We start from the raw sequence: 17,055 nt of genomic DNA, 5'->3' as shown, positions 1-17,055 counted from the left end.
CGGAGCCGAGAAGGGACATCATCGTGAGGTCCAACAACATTCACGCAGTCGACAGCGGCGGGGGCCCAGACGTCAGGGACTACAGCCCGGTCGACGCTCTCGTCGCCAAGCAGGAAATCTACGAGGTTCTGGCTCGTTTCCTCCGAGCTGCCGATCGCGGAGACGTCGAGGACGCCAGGCGGTGTTATCTACCCGGCGCAACCGAAGACCACGGGGGTGTCTTCACCGGCACCGCCGACGACTACATCGACCACATCGCCGGGGCCATCACTCACCCACGGTCACTGACCACCCACGCAATGACCAACGTCCTGATCGAACTCGACGGGGACACAGCACACGTCGAGTCCTACGTGCTTGCCTTCGCACGAATCAAGCACTCGGACGGCATAGCCGACACACTCACCTCGGCGCGCCTGATCGACCGCTTCGGCTACGAGGACGGCAGGTGGGGAATCCGCCACCGCGCCCTGCGGTGGGACTGGAACCACGACATGGCCACAGCCGAAGGCTGGATCTTCGGGATGCTCGCGCCTGAAACGTCCTTGAAGAAGAGCAAGAAATTTCCCGACGACCTCATCTACACCCGGCAGACACAGGAGCACTCATGACAAGGTTTCGCGGAACGCCGATAGAGGGCGCGACTGTCCTCGTCACCGGCGCCAATCGAGGGCTCGGCTTGGCCTTCGTCCAACAGGCGAAGTCGATGGGTGCCGCCAAAATTTATGCAGGGGTGAGAAATCCCGACGAGGCGCCCGCCGAGCTGCGTTCCACCGGAGCACACATCGTCGAACTCGACGTGACCGATCCAGGACTCGTCGATGCAGCGGTCAGGGAGTGCGGTGACACCACAGTGGTCGTCAACAATGCCGGACTGTTCACCGGGAATCGGTTGATCGAGGCCTACGACCAAGCGGCTGCGCGAGCCGAGATGGAGGTCAACTACTTCGGGCCTCTGACGATGATCCGCGCCTTCGCGCCGGTACTCGCCGCCCGCGGCGGAGGATCGATAGTCAACGTCCTGTCGGTGGCCGCAATCGCTCCGACCGCCTTCATGGGTGGCTATTCACCGGCCAAGGCGGCTGCTCTGTCGCTCGGCGGCATCGCTCGCGCCGAACTCGAACCGCACGGCATCACCGTCACGTCGTTGATCGTCGGCAGCGTCGACACCCGCATGGCGTCACATGTGCAGGGCCACAAGGAAAACCCTCTCGACATCGCGGCAACCGGACTCGCCGCCACGCAACGCGGTGAGTGGACGTGCGACACAGATTTCATGGCAATCGATGCCCGTGCGCGTCTGGCACGCGACCCGATTCGGTACGAACGCGGTCTGGGCAAGCTCCTCTTCGCCGGCGAACTGACCACTCGATCATGAGCGATCCGATTCGTGTTGCCCAGTGGGCGACCGGTGCCATCGGCAAGACAGCGCTACGCGGAATCATCGATCGTCCCGACCTGGAGTTGGTCGGCCTGTACGTGTACAGCGACGCCAAGGCGGGTCGAGACGCCGGTGACATCGCCAGACGAGCACCGACGGGGGTGATCGCTACACGCGACGTGGACGAGATCATCCGCTCGCGCCCACAGGTTCTCATCCACAGTCCGCGGTTGCAGATTCCGTACGAACGCCACGACGACGATCTGTGCCGTCTGCTTCGCGCCGGGATCAACGTGATCACGACGGCCGGGCAGCACTTCCCCCGCGCACACGGCACCGAACGCGAGCACATGTTCGCCCAAGCATGCAAGGAAGGCGATTCGACGCTCTTCGGGGTCGGCGTGAGCCCAGGTGTCATCGGCGAGCGATTGGCGTTGGCGCTGACGGGAACATCGATCGAACTCGACCGAATTACGATCGACGAGGTGCTCGACGCTCGCGGCATGCCTGACCCCGACTTCGCGTTCACCGTCATGGGAATGGGTTCGCCCCCGGAGGAACTGGACGGAACCGGGCCGTTGCCCTCGCTGTACGCGTCGCTGTACCTCGAGACCATCGCGTTCATGTGCGAGCGCCTGGGCGTCACCTACGACGAGGTCGTGTCCGATCACAGGGTCGTTCCGGCACGTACGGATCTCGACGTCGCCGCCGGACGCATCGCCGCGGGAACCGTCGGAACCACCGAATGGCGCTGGCACGCAATGGTCGACGGAAAGCAGTTCCTCACCCTCGCCATCATCTGGACCATGGAACCTGATCGCGACGAATACGCGGGACGGGACCAATGGGAAGTCCACCTCTTCGGCAAACCCGAGATCGTGATGACCGTCAACCTGGTCGAACCACAAGATCCGAACAGTCGCACGACAGCCGGTCAGTTCATCACTGCAGGCCCGGCACTACGCGCCGTCGAGCATGTACTCGCTGCTCCCGCCGGCATTTTCGAACCCCCTGTCTTTGCCCCCTTCAGATTGGAGCATTCAGCATGACAACTCAGCCGACGGCCGTAGGTTCGACTGCCGCCCGTGAACCTGCCACCCGTGAACCTGCCGTCCGTGAACCTTCCGTGAACGCGCTCCTGCCCGACGGTCGCCCCGTGCAGAATCTGGAAGACTTGCTGCGCAGCCGGGCGATTGCCAGTCCGGAGAGCACCGCCGTCATCTCCGATGACGGGCGTACCAGTTTCCGTGAACTCGACATCGAAACAAATCGTGTCGCGAATGCACTTCTGCGCGATGGTGTTCGACCCGGCGACCGGGTGGCGTACATCGGGGCCAATGCACCGTCTTTCCTCTCCGTCCTGTACGGATCTTCGAAGATGGGCTCGATTCTGACGGCCGTCAACAATCGGCTGGCACCGGGCGAGGTCGACTACATCCTGAGCAACAGCGAGCCGACCGTCGTCGTACTCGGAGCAGGCGATGAGGGCCTCTCCGACGTCGCCGCGGCGGTCGGTAGCGTCCGTACCGTCGTCACGGTGGACGGTTCCGGAAACTCGATCTCGTGGAACGACTGGCTTTCCGGTGTCGGCGACGACGATCCGGGGTCGTCGCGCCGCCCCGACGGCACAGCGCTGATCTTCTACTCGTCGGGAACCACCGGTCACCCCAAGGGAATCGAACTCACCGGCGCCAACCTCGGCCGCGCCCTCGCCACCATGTATCACCTGCTCGATCTCGACACCGACTCCGTGGCTATGTGCCCGGTTCCGTTCTTCCATGTGGCCGGACTGGGTCTCGCCCTGGTCACGACGCTCGGCGGTGGCGCTCTACTGCTCGAGACCATCGCCGGACCTCTCGAACTCGTCGCGCTGATGCAGGAGTACAAAGTCACGCATGCGGTCGCCGTTCCCGCGGTGATCAGCGTCCTGACCTCCCTTCCGGCTGTGCGCGAGGCAGATTGGAGTGCCCTGCAGTTCCTGGTCTACGGAGCCGCGCCGATGCCACTGCCCCTGTTGCAAGACGCGACCGAGGTCTTCGGGTGTAGTTTCCTGCAGGCATACGGACTCACCGAGTCGACCGGCGGCGTCACCATGCTGACCCCGGAAGATCATCGGGCGACCGACGAGTCGACCGCGCATCGGTTGAAGTCCGTCGGGCAGCCGATGTTCGGAGTGCCCATCCGCATCGTCGATCCCGTGACGCTCGAAGACGTCCCGGTCGGTACCCGCGGCGAGGTCGTCATCGGCGGCGCTCACGTCATGAAGCGTTACTGGCGTAATGAGGCAGCCACTGCGGCCACCATGTTGGACGGTGACTGGCTTCGCACCGGAGACGGCGGATCGTTCGACGAGGACGGCTATCTCTACCTCCACGACCGCCTCAAGGACATGATCGTCTCCGGCGGTGAGAACGTCTATCCGGCCGAGGTGGAGAGTGTTCTCTCCGGGCACCCCGGCATCCGCGAGGTCGCGGTAGTCGGCGTTCACTCCGATCGGTGGGGTGAGACTCCCCTTGCCGTGGTCGTTCGAGCTGCTGATTCGGATGCAACCGAAGCGGAGATCATCGAGTGGTCACGCGAGCGACTGGCTCACTTCAAGTGCCCCAGTGCAGTTCGGTTCATCGAGGAGCTGCCACGCAACGCTAGCGGGAAGCTGCTCAAGACTCGTTTGCGACAGGACTTCGCTTGAGTCCATGACACGAATTCGGGGCCGGTCGCTTCGAGCGATCGGCCCCGAATTCTGTCGTTCGATGTGAAGCACGCTCAGCGTGGGTGAATCCGGAACTCCACGCCGCCGACACTCAGCCCGGGCTCGACGGCAGACGCGCCGCTCGACGCCGCCAGATCGATTGCAGTGAGCATCGACCGCTCCCCCGGAACGAACGACACGACGCGTGATCCCAGCCTGATCGAGAGTGGTTGCGCCGAGACCGGTTTCTTTCCGAACACTTCGGCCCACAGCGTCGCCGTCCTGGCCGGATCGGGCGAGGACACGTCGACGCCGAGGATGTCGTCGACCCAGGGATCGAGGGAAACCTCCTTCTCCGTCTCATCCCAGAACCACTCGTCGGCGTCGGGAATCTCGTCGAGTTCTACGAGCAGTCCGAGATCACCGGGATGAAGTTGGACGATCCGGTGACCGTAGGCCTCGAGATCTGCCACCGTCCGAACATCCGCCGCAGCTGCACGTTCCAGATAGGGCTCGATGTTCGAAACCTGGATCGAGAGTGCATAGCCGCCCTCCCCTCCGCCCTTGCGGATCCATCTCGCCAGCGAGACCTTCTCGTCGAGCGGCGCGACGATCTCGAGAAATGCCTGCGGCCCGACGGCCAAGGTCTCGTCGGCCAAACCGATGTCTTCGAGCAGTGGATCCGCGAATCCTGGTGCCAGATTCAATGCTTCGCGCAATTGGTGACCGGTCTTGTCCACGTCTCGTGCACCGATCACCACCTGTCGCAGGATCTCCCACGTGCCCGCGTCGTGCGTGCCCGTCACAGTCCGACCGCTTCGGCGGCGGTGTCGGCACTCTGCCAGCGTCGGAGCTCGGCGCCCGGAGCCCACGTCGAGTGCGTACCACTCGAAATTCGTTCGGGAAGGCGAAGTTTACACAACGGTCCGTCTCCGACGCGGGCAGCGTCGAAGATCAAGCAGAAGGACGCATCCTCGTTCATGTCAGTGGTCAACGTGATGAGATAGCCGTCGTCTTCGGCGGTACCACCCACGCGCGGCGCCATCGAAGTCTCGCTGCCGTACACACCGTCACCGAAGGAGAATCGTTCCTCGTTGCCCGTCAGCAGGTCGTGTTTGACCAAGCCGTCGAACAGGAACCACGACGGTTTACCAGAAGCCGCATAGGCGTATCGGTACTTCTCACCCGCGAAATTGCCGTTCATCATGCCGAATTCGGTGATCGAGTCACTGAGTTGCTCCTCACGCGTGGCTCCGGTGACCAGGTTCAAACGCCAGCGGTGAAGCCGGGTCTGCATACGATCGAGAGCGAGGAAACGGAAGGCGCGCTCCCACTGATTGCCCATACCGTTGTCCGACGGTTCCGGATCGCCCTGGTAGAAACCGTCCAGAACAATCTCGTCGCCCTCTTCGTAGGCGTTCACGAAGTGCAGGACATAGGTCGGATCGGCTTCGAACCACTTGATGTCAGAGGTACTTCCGCGGCGTGGGATGACTCCGAGACGCAGCGGGATATCGGGATGGAAATTCGCGACGTGCGCGCCCTTCTCCAGCAGAACCGGATCCCAGAACAAGGGGCAGTCGTTGAGGATCGCGTAGTTCTCCGTGAAGGCCATGTCGTGCGGCAAGCGCGGACCGGGAAGTGGGACGTCGACGTAGTGGACCAACTCGTTGGCCGAGTCCACGACGCCGTAGTGCATGTACGGCGCTTCCTTGCTGTAGTTGAAGAACAGCATTTCTCCGGTCTTGTCGTCCACCTTCGGATGCGCGGACACACCCCATTCGAAGGGGAACTTGCCGTTCCAGCTTTCCTTGCCGAGTGTCTCCGCCGACATCGGATCGAGACGATACAGATCTCCGCACTGGTAGAAGCTGGTGAGAGCAGTCCCCCGGTGAACGACGACGTCGGTGCTGGACGCGTCCTTCATCCGGGTGCGCGCACCCTTGCCGCCCTCGGGGCGACTGAGTTTGGGAGACTCGGCAAGCCCGGCCCACAACGCAGCGCCGGCATCCTGCTCGGCCGCCAAGCCGTCGGTACGTACGAATCGGTTGCGGTAGAACGACTCTCCGTCGCGAAAGCCCACGATGTGAATCATGCCGTCACCGTCGAAGGGGTGATACGCCTTCATCGAGGGATGGAGCGGATTCTCGGTGTTACGCAGGTAGACACCGTCGAGGTCTTTCGGAACCTCACCGAATACGACTTCGAGGTTGTCCGCTTTGAACTCGGTGGTCTGGGGTTGCCACGGGCCGGTGCGATACGGGTGATCGTCATCGGCGGGAAGGGTGGACAACAACTTGCCTACGATTTCGACGTCCATGGAATTCTCTTTTCGACTGATTGGGAAAGGCTGGGTTGGGCTGCACTTTCAGGAAACTGCGTCGACGACAAAACTGACGGTGGTGGCCGTACTTCCACCGAAGTTGAGCGTCGCAAAGCGGCTCGCACCCTCGACTTGGAAACCGCCGGCCGTTCCCGTCACCTGATGGGCCGCGTCGAGAAGCATTCGAACACCACTGGCACCCACCGGATGACCACCGCCGATCAGACCGCCGCTGGGGTTGATCGGTAGCTTGCCGCCCATGGCGATGTCACCACTCTCGATGGCTTTCCACGACTCGCCGGGCGCGGTCAGACCGATGTGGTCGATCGCGAGATACTCACTCGCCGTGAAACAATCATGTGTTTCGATCCCGTCTATCCCGGCCAGGTCGACTCCGGCCCGGGAGAAGGCACCCATCACCGCATCCCGAACGTGTGGCATCACGTAGGGATTATCGGCGTCGCGGGCCAGCTTCTGCTCGAGACCTAAACCAACTGTCCGGTGACCCCAGCCCGCGATCTGGGCCAGCGGAGTCGCCGCGGCATCAGGATGCTCTCGGAGGTACTTGTCCGTCACCAGCACAACCCCGGCGCCACCGTCGGTCACCTGACTGCAATCGAATCGTCGAACACCACCTTCCACAACAGGATTGGTGGCGTCGTCGCCGCCTGCATTCCCGAGTAGATCGGGCACCGCCCAACCGCGTGTCTGCGCGTTGGGGTTGTTTTTCGCGTTTGCGAAGTTGATCTGCGAGATCGCGCGAAGGTGAGATTCGTCGATCCCGTAACGCCGCCCGTACTCCTTCGACACACGGTCGAACATGTACGGCCACATGAATTTTGCTTCCTGACCTTCGTGTCCGACCCAGGCTGCAGCGCCCAGATGGCCGGCCGCGTCATCACCCGGAACCGTCTTCTCCAGTTCGATACCCATCACCAGAGCCACGTCGTAGTTGCCGGCGCGCAGGTCTGCCATCGCTGCAAGTACAGCGATACTGCCCGATGCGCACGCCGCCTCGTGCCGAGACGAGGGCACACCCCACAGGTCTGGATGCACGGTGGCGGGCATCGCGCCCAGCTGACCTTGGCCGGCAAACAATTGACCGAAGGCATTACCGACGTGGATCACCTCGATGTCGGTGGCAGGAACCTTCGCCGCGTCCAGGGTGTGGTTCACCACCTCTTCGGCAAGGTTCGCGAAATCGAGTTCCTCACGGGTGAAGTTCCGTGCGAAGTCGGATTGGTACCCGCCGAGAATCCAAATGTTCGAAACAGTCATGACCTCTCCCCTTGCCGATCCGGCCTCGGTGACGTCACCGAGATACCCGCGCAACGGCGGTTGTAATTTCACCGCAACCGTACTACAACTAGCAGAGTAACTCTACTAATTGAAGGGTTGAAAATGACTGATGCTTTTGTCCTCGACTACGTGCGCACACCGCGCGGCCGAGCATCGACGCGAGGTGCCCTCCACGAACACAGCCCAGTCGATCTTGTCGTCCACCTGGCCAAGGCTTTGCAGGGTCGAACGAACCTCGCCGCAGAACAGATCGACGACGTCGTTCTCGGTTGCGCATCGCAAGTGGACGAGCAGGGCGCGAACATCGCTAGAACTGCCGCACTCCTTGCCGGTTGGGGCGACTCCGTCCCCGGCGCAACCCTCAACCGATTCTGCGCATCCGGCGTCGACGCAGTCGGCCAGAGCGCGGCCCGCATTCGCGGCGACGACGTGTCCCTCGTCGTGGCCGGTGGCGTCGAAAGCGTCTCCCGGACTCCGATGTTCAGTGATCGCGGACCGCTGTGGACCGACCCGGCAACCATCGCGCAGATCGGCTCCATCCATATGGGTGTTGCCGCCGACTTGAATGCCACGATCGAGGGGTACTCCCGCGACGAGTTGGATGCATACGGCGTCGAAACCCAACACAAGGCTGCCGAGGCCTGGCGCAACGGCGCATTCGAGCGGTCCGTTGTGCCAGTTCCCGGCAGAAATGGTGAAGCCGGAATCGCGCACGACGAACTGGTCAGGGCCGACACGACGGCAGAGGGACTCGCAGCGCTGCCTGCCGCCTTCGAAGGGCTCGGCGCCGCCGGTCAGGATGCACTCGCGCTCGCTGCCTATCCCGAGGTAGGAAAGATCGAACACCTGCACACCGTCGGATCCTCTCCCGCCATGGCCGACGGCGCAGCGCTCCTACTCCTCGGATCCGAGAAAGCCGCGGCGAGAGCCGGCCTGACCCCTCGCGCACGGATCATCGGATCCGCCTCGACTTCGGTGAATCCGGTCCTCATGCTCACTGCGGGTCAGAGCGCCGTGGAGGCAGTCATCGCGCGAGCCGGGCTTCGTCCACAGGACATCGACGTGTTCGAGTTCGCAGAGGCCTTCTCCGCGCTATGCCTACGGTTCCGCCGCGACCTGGACGCCGGGCCGGACCGCATGAACCCCAACGGAGGCACGATGGCGATGGGCCATGCATTCGGCGCCACCGGAGCAATTCTCGTCGGCGCATGTGTCGACGAACTGGTACGGAGCGACGGTCGCTACGGTGTGGCCGCGGTCAGCGGCGCCGCCGGTGTCGGAGTCGCGGTGCTCGTCGAACGGATCGCCTCATGACCGTCAGTTCACTCTCCGGCCGCGTTGCCGTCGTCACGGGAGGGGGTAAGGGCCTCGGCCGTGCCGTCGCACTGCATCTCGCGAGCCGAGGGGTCACGGTGATCGTCAACAATCGGAATCGCACACTCGATTCGAGCGGCCGAGGCCCTGCAGATCAGGTCGTCGACGAAATCCTCGAAACCGGTGGACAGGCCGTCGCCAACCACGACGACGTCACCGACCCCGAGGTCGGCCGAAAGTTGGTGGACGACGCTCTCACTCGGTTCGGACGACTCGACTTCTGCATCACCAGCGCCGCGGTCAGCGGTCCACAGATGCTTCATCGCACCACCGCCGAGAACCTCAGCACCGTCATCACGACAAACGTCGTCGGAACCGCACTGGTCGCCGCCGAAGCCTCCCGAGTGATGCGCGAAGCCGGATTCGGGCGCATCGTGATGATTGCCTCGACCGCAGGACTGCACGGAGAACCCACCGTGTCCGCCTACGCCGCCAGTAAGGGTGCCGTCATCGCACTGGGCCGCACCGCGGCCGGCGAAGGCGCGAGTCGCAATGTGTTCACCAATGTCGTACTGCCCTATGCCACTACGCAGATGACCGAGTCCGGAATGGACCCACGATTCATCGACATCATGGGGGCCGACCTGGTAGCCCCGGTGGTCACCGCCCTCGTCGATCCCGAGTCCACGACCAACGGGCAGGTGATCGTCACCGCAGGTAACGGAGTGCGTTCGGCCGACGCCGTCGAGGGCTCGACCGAATTCTTGCCCACCACCACAGAACTCGATGCCAAAGCGCTCGACGCACTGCTCGTGACCAGCCGGCTCGGCACTCCTCACACCTATCCGAGCGCACAGGAAGCCTTCGCGGACTTCGCTTCCGAACTGCTCGACCACCACAATCAGAAAGCGCGCGCATGACCGACATCCCACTGGGCGATCTTGCACTGAACTTCGGTGTGAGCGCACTCGCCGTGCTCGTCTTCATCGCAGTCGTGATGGCCGTAGCCATCCGCATGAACAATCACTCGATCATCGACATCTGTTGGGGGCCTGGCTTTGCCGTCGTCGCCGCCGTCTCGTACCTGACGTCCATCGGATCGGACGGCAACGATCTGCGTCGCCTCGTCGTGCTGGCACTGACCGTGGTGTGGGGAATGCGACTCGGCCTCTACATCGGCTTCCGAAACCGTGGGCACGGGCAGGACAAGCGCTACACTGCCCTGCTCAAACATCAACAGGGACCGCTGGTTCCGTTCCTGATTCGCAAAATTTACGGCCTCCAGGGCGTCCTCATTCTCGTGGTGTCGCTGCCCGTCCAGTTCGCGATGTACGAGTTTCGCGCCCTCGGAGTCCTCGGCGCGATCGGCATCGCGGTCTGGACCGTCGGCTTCGTCTTCGAATCGGTTGGAGACTACCAACTTTCCCGCTTCAAAGCTGATCCGGCCAATGCCGGGAAGGTGATGGACCGTGGGCTCTGGGCCTGGACCCGCCATCCCAACTATTTCGGTGATGCATGCGTCTGGGTCGGACTGTTCATCCTCGCGCTTGGTGATCCATTGGCGCTGATCACGATCGTCTCTCCGATCGTCATGATCAAACTGCTGGTGAGCTACAGCGGTAAGGCCCTTCTCGAACGCGGCATGCGCAAGAGCAAGGGGCAGGCCTACGACGACTACGTCGCCCGGACCAGCGGATTCTTACCTCGTCCACCCCGTCCGACACGAAACCACGCGTCGTGAGCGCCCCCACGAGTGGTCTCGCCGACGTCTTCGATCTGGAATCGACCGGCCCGGACCGGTGGCAGGGGTCGAACGACGGCGTTCGTCTACCTCAATTGTTCGGCGGCCAACTGGTAGCCCAGTCGATTCTCGCAGCCGGGCACACGGTTACCGACGGCAAAGCGATCAGTTCCGTCCACACCCACTTCCTTCGCCCGGGATCGACGGAGCATGCAACCGAGTTCTCGGTAGATCGACTTCGGGATGGAAAACGCCTGTCCACCAGAGGCGTCGACGTCCACCAGGACGGACGACTCGTCTGCCGTTCCACGGTCTCTGCCTCCTCGATCGACGAGGGCATCACTCACAGTCGCGCAGTACCTACCGCACTCCCGCCCACTGAGTGCGTGACGTTGCAAGAGTTGGCCGAGGCAGACGGTGGGTTGGGTGAGGTGTGGGAGGAGTTCTCCGCCATCGAGATTCGTGTTTCCCCCCTTGATTCGCACTCCCCCACCGCGCATTCGGCGGCGCCTCCGCGCAACATCTGGATGCGTTCGGCTCAGCGGCTGAGCGACGATCCACTGATTCACGTGGCTGCTCTCGCTTATGCCAGTGATCTGATGCTGATGGCAACCGCACTGACTCCGCACGGCTACGACATCGGGCAGGAGCACTCGCTCGACACGGACTGGACTGGTGTGTCCCTCGATCACACGATGTGGTTTCAACGCCCTGTGCGAGCGGACGAGTGGCTGCTCTTCGAGCACGCGACCCCCACAGCTCACGCCGGCAGAGCAGTCGTGAATGCGGCGGCCTTCGATCGATCCGGACTCCAGATCTGCCAGATCACTCAGGAAGCGTTACTCATTGCCCGCACCGAGTGATTCCCGACTCTTTCTGCAGACCATTCGGTACGGTCTCGCGGTGCCGCAGGGTTCGCGGCCTATGATTTCGGGGTGGTACGAGTGAATGCAGCCGGATCTTCGACACCCACCGCGTCGGCGGGCGTCACCGAGTTGCCTGCCGGCGGTCCGAACGCACTGGCCGTCACGCTCGGGTTGTTGGGGGACGAGTGGAACCTCTGGATTCTGCGATTCGCCCTGTTGGGGTCGCGGCGATACAACGACTGGCTCGCCCTCGGGGGAATCTCCAACTCCGTATTGTCCTCACGGTTGGCGGTCCTGACGGCCGGCGGAATGCTCGAGCGTCGTGAGTATCAGCAGAACCCGCCCAGGCACGAATACTCGGTCACCCGCAAAGGGCAGTCGATCTGGCCCGTCCTCATCACCATGTGGTCGTGGGAGAAGCAGTGGGCGCCCAATGAAACCCAGCCGCTTCCACCACTGCGGCACAGCACCTGCGGAAACGACTTCACCCCGATCCTGCGCTGCAAGGAGTGCGGCGAGGACGTGGACGTACGATCCCTGGACTCCCAAATGGGTCCGAGTGGGGACTTCTCACGCAGTGTCCCGGAAGCAACATCGCGGCGACGCTCCACCAAGTCCGAACGCCGTCCGGAAATTCTGGCTCACACGATGGAACTTGTCGGCAATCGCTGGTCAGCGGCGATCATCGGTGCAGCTTTCCGAGGCGCTCGCCGCTACGGGGAGTTCGCCGAGATCACCGGTGCACCACCGGCAATAGTCGCGGATCGCTTGAAGCACCTCACCGAGATCGGTGTAATGGAAACGCGTCCGCTTCCGGGTCGCCCACAGTGGTCGGAGTATCGACTCACCGCCAAGGGCACGGCGTATTTCCCCGTGGTGATGTGCATGATCTCCTGGGGTCAGCGTTGGTTCAGATCCGCGGACGGCCCGGACATCGTTCTCCATCACAAGGCCTGCGGTAAACGGTTCGAAGCGCGCTTGGGTTGCAGTGTGTGTGGTGAAGAGTTGAGGTCTTCGGACATCGAGGCCGTCGACCTCACCACCTCGGTTCACGTACCCGGGTCCGGTTGGTCCTGAGGTCCCCGCTCAGCCGGCAGTGCGGATCCGGTCGAAGCTCCGGCCTCGGTGTTCGAGCGGCAGCCTGTCCCCTCGCCCGAACAGTTTGTTGCGCAGCGTTCCCTCATCGTAGTCGTCCTGGTAGGCACCTCGTTTGGTCAGCTCCGGAATCACATGCTCCACAATGTCTTCGAAGGTTCCGGGAGTCACCGCGTACGCGAGATTGAAACCGTCGACGTCGGTCTCGGACACCCACTCCTGCAACTCGTCGGCGACCTCCGCGCCGGAACCGACAACGATCGGGCCGAGCCCGCCGATGCCCGCCCACTCCGCGATGTCCCCCACCGTCCATTCGCCGCCTTTCTCGTCGGCCTGACGAAACGATGCGACCGCGGATTGAATGGCATTGCTCTCGACGTTCCCGATCGGCTCGTCCGCTCGGTATCCGGAGAGGTCGATTCCCATCCACCCCGAGGTGAAAACGAGCGCGCCTTCACTACTCGCGTAGCTGCGGTAGTCCTCGAGCTTCGCCTGGGCCAACTCAGGGGTTCGGTCGGTGATGATCGTCAACAGTGTGTAGATGCGGGCCGAGTACGGATCTCGCCCGACCTTCGTCAGTTCGTTTCGGATTCGAGCAACGGTGTCTTTGAGAATCGCCTTTGTCGGTGCACCCACAAAGATCGCCTCGGCATTCTCGGCGGCGAACCGCACCCCACGAGGCGACGCGCCGGCCTGGAAGATGACCGGCGTCCGCTGCGGAGAAGGTTCGGAGATGTGGATGCCCGGAACCGTGAAGTGCTTGCCTTCGTGCTCGATCGGATGAACCTTGGCGGGGTCCGTGTAGACCCCGGTGGTTCTGTCACGCACCACCGCGTCGTCTTCCCACGACGTTTCCCACAACTTGTAGAGAACTTCGAGGTACTCGTCCGCGTGGTCGTAGCGATCGTCGTGCTGGAGTTGGTCGTCCTCGCCCATGTTCCGCGCGGCCGAGGGGAGGTATCCGGTGACCACGTTCCACCCGATTCGCCCGTTCGTCAGGTGGTCGAGGGTGCTCAAGCGCCGAGCGAACGGGTAGGGATGCTCGAAAGCTGTACCTGCGGTGATCCCGAAGCCCAAGTGCTCGGTCACGGCAGCCATCGCCGACGCCAGCAGTAGCGGGTCCGAGACCGGTACCTGCGCGCCCTGCCGCAGCGCTGCGTCGTGATTGCCGCCGTACACGTCGTACGTTCCCAACACGTCAGCCAGGAACAGCCCGTCGAATCGTCCACGCTCGAGGAGCTTCGCCAACTCCGTCCAGTACCTCAGATCCGTGTACCTGGACGACTGGTCCTCCGGGTGGCGCCACAGACCTGGCGATTGGTGGGCGACGCAGTTCATGGCAAAGGCGTTGAAGCGGATTCTGCGGGTCCTTCCCGCACGATGCCGTGCCTGCTCCGCGGTGAACACCATTGCGATCAGTGCGATCGGTACGGCTCCTGCTTGCACCCGGCGATACCGTCGACTTCGCGACCTCGTCGGCGGGCCGCTACACTGACTAGCGCAGCTGTGACGCCCGAGGCTTCGTGCCGACAGGTCGAGCGGACGCAACAGCAGTATCGAGAAGCGAAAACCCCGGCAGCACAGGGTTTTCAGCGCTTGTCGGTACGCTCCCCGCCCTCGTAGCTCAGGGGATAGAGCATTCCTCTCCTAAAGGAAGGGTCGCAGGTTCGAATCCTGCCGAGGGCACCAGGTGGGACTCTCCCCACATCGGCGCCACCAACGTGCCATTCTTGACTTCATGACGATGCCTCACTCCACGGCTACTCCCCCGAAGAACATGTCTTTGATCCCGGGTGGGACGTACTGGATGGGCTCCGAAGATTTCTATCCGGAAGAACGCCCAGTTCACCAGGTCACAGTCGACGGATTCTGGATGGACACGACGGCGGTGACGGTCGCCGAGTTCCGACGCTTCGTGAAGGCAACCGGCCACGTCACCACTGCGGAAATCGCCCCGGACGCCGCCGACTATCCCGACGCCGATCCAGCCCTCCTCGTCCCGGGATCGTTGGTCTTCAATTCGCCACCCGGCCCGGTTTCACTTGACGACTACACCCAGTGGTGGTCGTTCACTCCCGGCGCCGATTGGCGCCATCCCGAGGGCGCCGACAGCAACATCGGGGGACGTGAACGGCACCCCGTCACCCACGTGTCGTACTTCGACGCCCAGGCCTACGCCGCGTGGGCCGGCAAGGAACTCCCGACCGAGGCCGAGTGGGAGTTTGCCGCCCGCGGTGGACTCGATCGCCAGGCGTACGTGTGGGGCGATCACGACTCTCCGGGCGGGCGGCCCGGTGGCAACGTGTGGCAGGGCCAGTTCCCCTGGGAGAATCTGCTCGAGGACGGTTACGAGCGCACCGCTCCGGTCAGAAAGTTCCGGCCCAACGGCTACGGACTGTTCGACATGGCCGGGAACGTGTGGGAATGGACGGCCGATCACTACACGTCCGACCACGCCCACAGTTCCAAGAACGTCGCGCCGGCCTCGTCGTGCTGCATTCCTCGTAATCCCCGAGCGGAGTTCGCCACGGAGGCGTTGGCGGGCGAACCCTACGCACGACGGGTGATCAAGGGCGGCTCACATCTGTGTGCACCGAACTACTGCCTGCGCTACCGCCCTGCCGCGCGGCAGGGCGAATCCGAGGAGTCCTCGACCTGCCACGTCGGCTTCCGGTGCATCATCCGCATTCCGCAGACGTAAATCAGAAGGGCACGTCTCCGAGGATTGCCACCCGCTCCATCACGCGGCGATGAGGGAAGTAATCACTCGCTGCGTAGTGCTGGGTAGCCCGGTTGTCCCAGAAGGCAATGGAATTCGGCGCCCACTTGAAGCGGCACTGAAAGTCCGGGACCTTGACCTGCGCGAACAGCAGGTTGAGCAGATCGTTGCCTTCGACAGGATCCATGTCCGGAATGTGGGTGGTGAAAAGGCTGTTGACGAACAGAGTCTTACGCCCGGTCTCCGGATGCTTACGCACCATCGGGTGCAGGACCGGCGGGTACTGCTCCTTCATCTGTTCCAACTTCTCCGGGCTCATGCCGCGTCCGAAGGACGGCACAAAATCGTGGATGGCGTCCTTGCCGTCGATCAATTCCTTGATCTCGTCGGGGAGGCAGTCGAAGGCGTTACCCATATCAGCCCAGAGCGTGTCACCACCGGCAGGCGGTACGTCGATCGCCCGAAGTACTGAACCGAGCGGCGGCGTCTTCGTCCAGGTGACGTCGACGTGCCAGATGTTCTCCGTTCCTGGACTGTCCTCTCCGCGTTCGAATCTGACGACTGCCGGGACCTCTCCCTGCGGGAGAAGTGGATGAACCTCGAGTTCACCCCAATGGGCCGCGAAGTCACGATGATTCACGCTCGAAATCGGCTGGTCCCGAAAGAACACGACCTTCCATTCGAGGAGGGCCCGACGCACGTCCTCGATCTGCTCCTCCGACGGATCATGCAGGTCGATGTCGCTGATCTCGGCACCGATGAACGGTGTGACGGGTGTCAGAGTGAACCGCTCGTACGGCCTCGATTCAACGCCTTCCGGGTTTCGCCTCATTCCGCGTGGTCCGAATTCGATTGTGTGATTGCCGATTTGGACTGTTCGTGAGGATGTAAGGGTAGCCATCGAATGACTCCGTCCTGTCGTGTCGTGTCGCGGGGTCACACGTCAGTCGACGCGTGCACCCGCTTTGCTCGTGTGCGTTTGTGTGCGCTTTGGGGCGCGGTCAGTGCTCCTACCGCGAGATCGACCAGATGATCCACTGTCGTATCGAAATCTGCCTGCACAACCGGGTTTTCGTCTTCGCGGCGCTGCTCGAAGATTGCCAGAGCGGAGACGCTCATGTTGAACGTCAGATCGATCCGTTCGACCGCGACGCGGCGAGATAGATGCGGCAACGCCCGCGTCAACCTGACGACAACTTCGTTGATCCCCTCGCTGACCTCGCGGAACTCAGCACTCTGCGTATCCACCGACGGTGAGATTCGGGCAATGAACCTCGCATAGTTGGAACCGTCGACCGTCGCCAGAAAATCTGCCAGCGGGTACAGAAAGGCTTCGACCAAAGCACGGACCAAGTCGGTCCGCCCACTGGCGTCGATGTCGTCGAGATACGTCAGTCGCGCTGCGTTGATCTGATCCATCCGATGCCGGAATACGGCCAGCACCAGACCGTCTCGCCCACCGAAGTGATACTGAACTGCAGAGTTGTTGCGCTGCCCGGCCGCAGTCGCCACGTCCCGCATGGACACTTCGTGAATACCTTGCTCGGCGAACATCCGCTCGGCGACGGCGATCATGGCGTTCTTGGCATCCAACGAGGCGGGCATACACCGACCATATAAGTCACTGT

General features: G+C 62.8%; 16 protein-coding genes and 1 tRNA gene. 11 read left to right on the top strand and 6 right to left on the bottom strand.

The genetic code is table 11. From position 1 onward, the window contains the following. The first annotated feature begins 23 nt into the window (after positions 1 to 23). Genes AC1Q61_RS04770 through AC1Q61_RS04755 form a run of 4 tightly spaced genes read left to right on the top strand, consistent with a single transcriptional unit; the run spans position 24 to position 4,070 of the window. Positions 24 to 611, top strand: coding sequence for a nuclear transport factor 2 family protein (locus AC1Q61_RS04770; RefSeq protein ID WP_042921371.1), 588 nt, complete (start codon positions 24 to 26; stop codon positions 609 to 611). Beyond that, on the top strand, positions 608 to 1,378 hold the full coding sequence (locus AC1Q61_RS04765; RefSeq protein WP_215516034.1) for an SDR family oxidoreductase: 771 nt from the start codon (positions 608 to 610) through the stop codon (positions 1,376 to 1,378). The genes AC1Q61_RS04770 and AC1Q61_RS04765 overlap by 4 nt, the downstream gene beginning before the upstream one ends. Beyond that, a complete protein-coding gene (locus AC1Q61_RS04760; RefSeq protein WP_050654671.1) occupies positions 1,375 to 2,430 on the top strand; it encodes an NAD(P)H-dependent amine dehydrogenase family protein in 1,056 nt (351 codons plus the stop codon). Before AC1Q61_RS04765 ends, AC1Q61_RS04760 begins: the two co-directional genes overlap by 4 nt. After that, positions 2,427 to 4,070, top strand: coding sequence for a long-chain-fatty-acid--CoA ligase (locus AC1Q61_RS04755; RefSeq protein ID WP_051649538.1), 1,644 nt, complete (start codon positions 2,427 to 2,429; stop codon positions 4,068 to 4,070). The genes AC1Q61_RS04760 and AC1Q61_RS04755 overlap by 4 nt, the downstream gene beginning before the upstream one ends. 74 nt (positions 4,071 to 4,144) lie before the next feature. Here the strand turns inward: AC1Q61_RS04755 and AC1Q61_RS04750 are convergent, their stop codons facing one another. Genes AC1Q61_RS04750 through AC1Q61_RS04740 form a run of 3 tightly spaced genes read right to left on the bottom strand, consistent with a single transcriptional unit; the run spans position 4,145 to position 7,671 of the window. Then, positions 4,145 to 4,876: a VOC family protein gene (locus AC1Q61_RS04750; RefSeq protein ID WP_021345221.1), complete on the bottom strand. Its 732-nt coding sequence runs from the start codon at positions 4,874 to 4,876 to the stop codon at positions 4,145 to 4,147. Further along, on the bottom strand, positions 4,873 to 6,390 hold the full coding sequence (locus tag AC1Q61_RS04745; protein ID WP_215516035.1) for a carotenoid oxygenase family protein: 1,518 nt from the start codon (positions 6,388 to 6,390) through the stop codon (positions 4,873 to 4,875). The genes AC1Q61_RS04750 and AC1Q61_RS04745 overlap by 4 nt, the downstream gene beginning before the upstream one ends. Before the next feature lie 48 nt (positions 6,391 to 6,438). Next, a complete protein-coding gene (locus tag AC1Q61_RS04740; RefSeq protein ID WP_158170067.1) occupies positions 6,439 to 7,671 on the bottom strand; it encodes an acetyl-CoA acetyltransferase in 1,233 nt (410 codons plus the stop codon). A gap of 123 nt (positions 7,672 to 7,794) precedes the next feature. Between AC1Q61_RS04740 and AC1Q61_RS04735 the strand changes: the two genes are divergently transcribed. The 5 genes from AC1Q61_RS04735 to AC1Q61_RS04715 all read left to right on the top strand — a co-directional run bounded on the left by AC1Q61_RS04735 (position 7,795) and on the right by AC1Q61_RS04715 (position 12,690). After that, positions 7,795 to 9,006: an acetyl-CoA C-acyltransferase gene (locus tag AC1Q61_RS04735; RefSeq protein ID WP_042921373.1), complete on the top strand. Its 1,212-nt coding sequence runs from the start codon at positions 7,795 to 7,797 to the stop codon at positions 9,004 to 9,006. Then, on the top strand, positions 9,003 to 9,926 hold the full coding sequence (locus AC1Q61_RS04730) for an SDR family NAD(P)-dependent oxidoreductase (RefSeq protein WP_063315937.1): 924 nt from the start codon (positions 9,003 to 9,005) through the stop codon (positions 9,924 to 9,926). The genes AC1Q61_RS04735 and AC1Q61_RS04730 overlap by 4 nt, the downstream gene beginning before the upstream one ends. Then, positions 9,923 to 10,747 (top strand): DUF1295 domain-containing protein, encoded by an 825-nt coding sequence (locus AC1Q61_RS04725; protein WP_064074009.1) that lies wholly within the window; start codon positions 9,923 to 9,925, stop codon positions 10,745 to 10,747. Before AC1Q61_RS04730 ends, AC1Q61_RS04725 begins: the two co-directional genes overlap by 4 nt. Next, a complete protein-coding gene (locus AC1Q61_RS04720) occupies positions 10,744 to 11,610 on the top strand; it encodes an acyl-CoA thioesterase (RefSeq protein WP_030534920.1) in 867 nt (288 codons plus the stop codon). The genes AC1Q61_RS04725 and AC1Q61_RS04720 overlap by 4 nt, the downstream gene beginning before the upstream one ends. 81 nt (positions 11,611 to 11,691) lie before the next feature. After that, positions 11,692 to 12,690: a winged helix-turn-helix transcriptional regulator gene (locus AC1Q61_RS04715; RefSeq protein ID WP_030534921.1), complete on the top strand. Its 999-nt coding sequence runs from the start codon at positions 11,692 to 11,694 to the stop codon at positions 12,688 to 12,690. Positions 12,691 to 12,699: 9 nt separating this feature from the next. Here AC1Q61_RS04715 and AC1Q61_RS04710 read toward each other — a convergent pair whose 3' ends face one another. After that, positions 12,700 to 14,118: an LLM class flavin-dependent oxidoreductase gene (locus AC1Q61_RS04710; protein WP_215516114.1), complete on the bottom strand. Its 1,419-nt coding sequence runs from the start codon at positions 14,116 to 14,118 to the stop codon at positions 12,700 to 12,702. A gap of 203 nt (positions 14,119 to 14,321) precedes the next feature. Here AC1Q61_RS04710 and AC1Q61_RS04705 point away from each other — a divergent pair. Continuing rightward, positions 14,322 to 14,397 (top strand) — tRNA-Arg (locus AC1Q61_RS04705). 49 nt (positions 14,398 to 14,446) lie between these two features. After that, positions 14,447 to 15,409: a formylglycine-generating enzyme family protein gene (locus tag AC1Q61_RS04700; RefSeq protein ID WP_051649539.1), complete on the top strand. Its 963-nt coding sequence runs from the start codon at positions 14,447 to 14,449 to the stop codon at positions 15,407 to 15,409. Position 15,410: 1 nt separating this feature from the next. Here AC1Q61_RS04700 and AC1Q61_RS04695 read toward each other — a convergent pair whose 3' ends face one another. Then, positions 15,411 to 16,328, bottom strand: coding sequence for a TauD/TfdA dioxygenase family protein (locus AC1Q61_RS04695; protein WP_136470739.1), 918 nt, complete (start codon positions 16,326 to 16,328; stop codon positions 15,411 to 15,413). A gap of 35 nt (positions 16,329 to 16,363) precedes the next feature. Further along, on the bottom strand, positions 16,364 to 17,032 hold the full coding sequence (locus tag AC1Q61_RS04690; RefSeq protein WP_030534932.1) for a TetR family transcriptional regulator: 669 nt from the start codon (positions 17,030 to 17,032) through the stop codon (positions 16,364 to 16,366). Between the last annotated feature and the right edge of the window lie 23 nt (positions 17,033 to 17,055).

Source organism: Rhodococcus sp. MPR-R1B (assembly GCF_058793255.1).
This window is presented reverse-complemented; position numbering and strand designations above follow the sequence as displayed.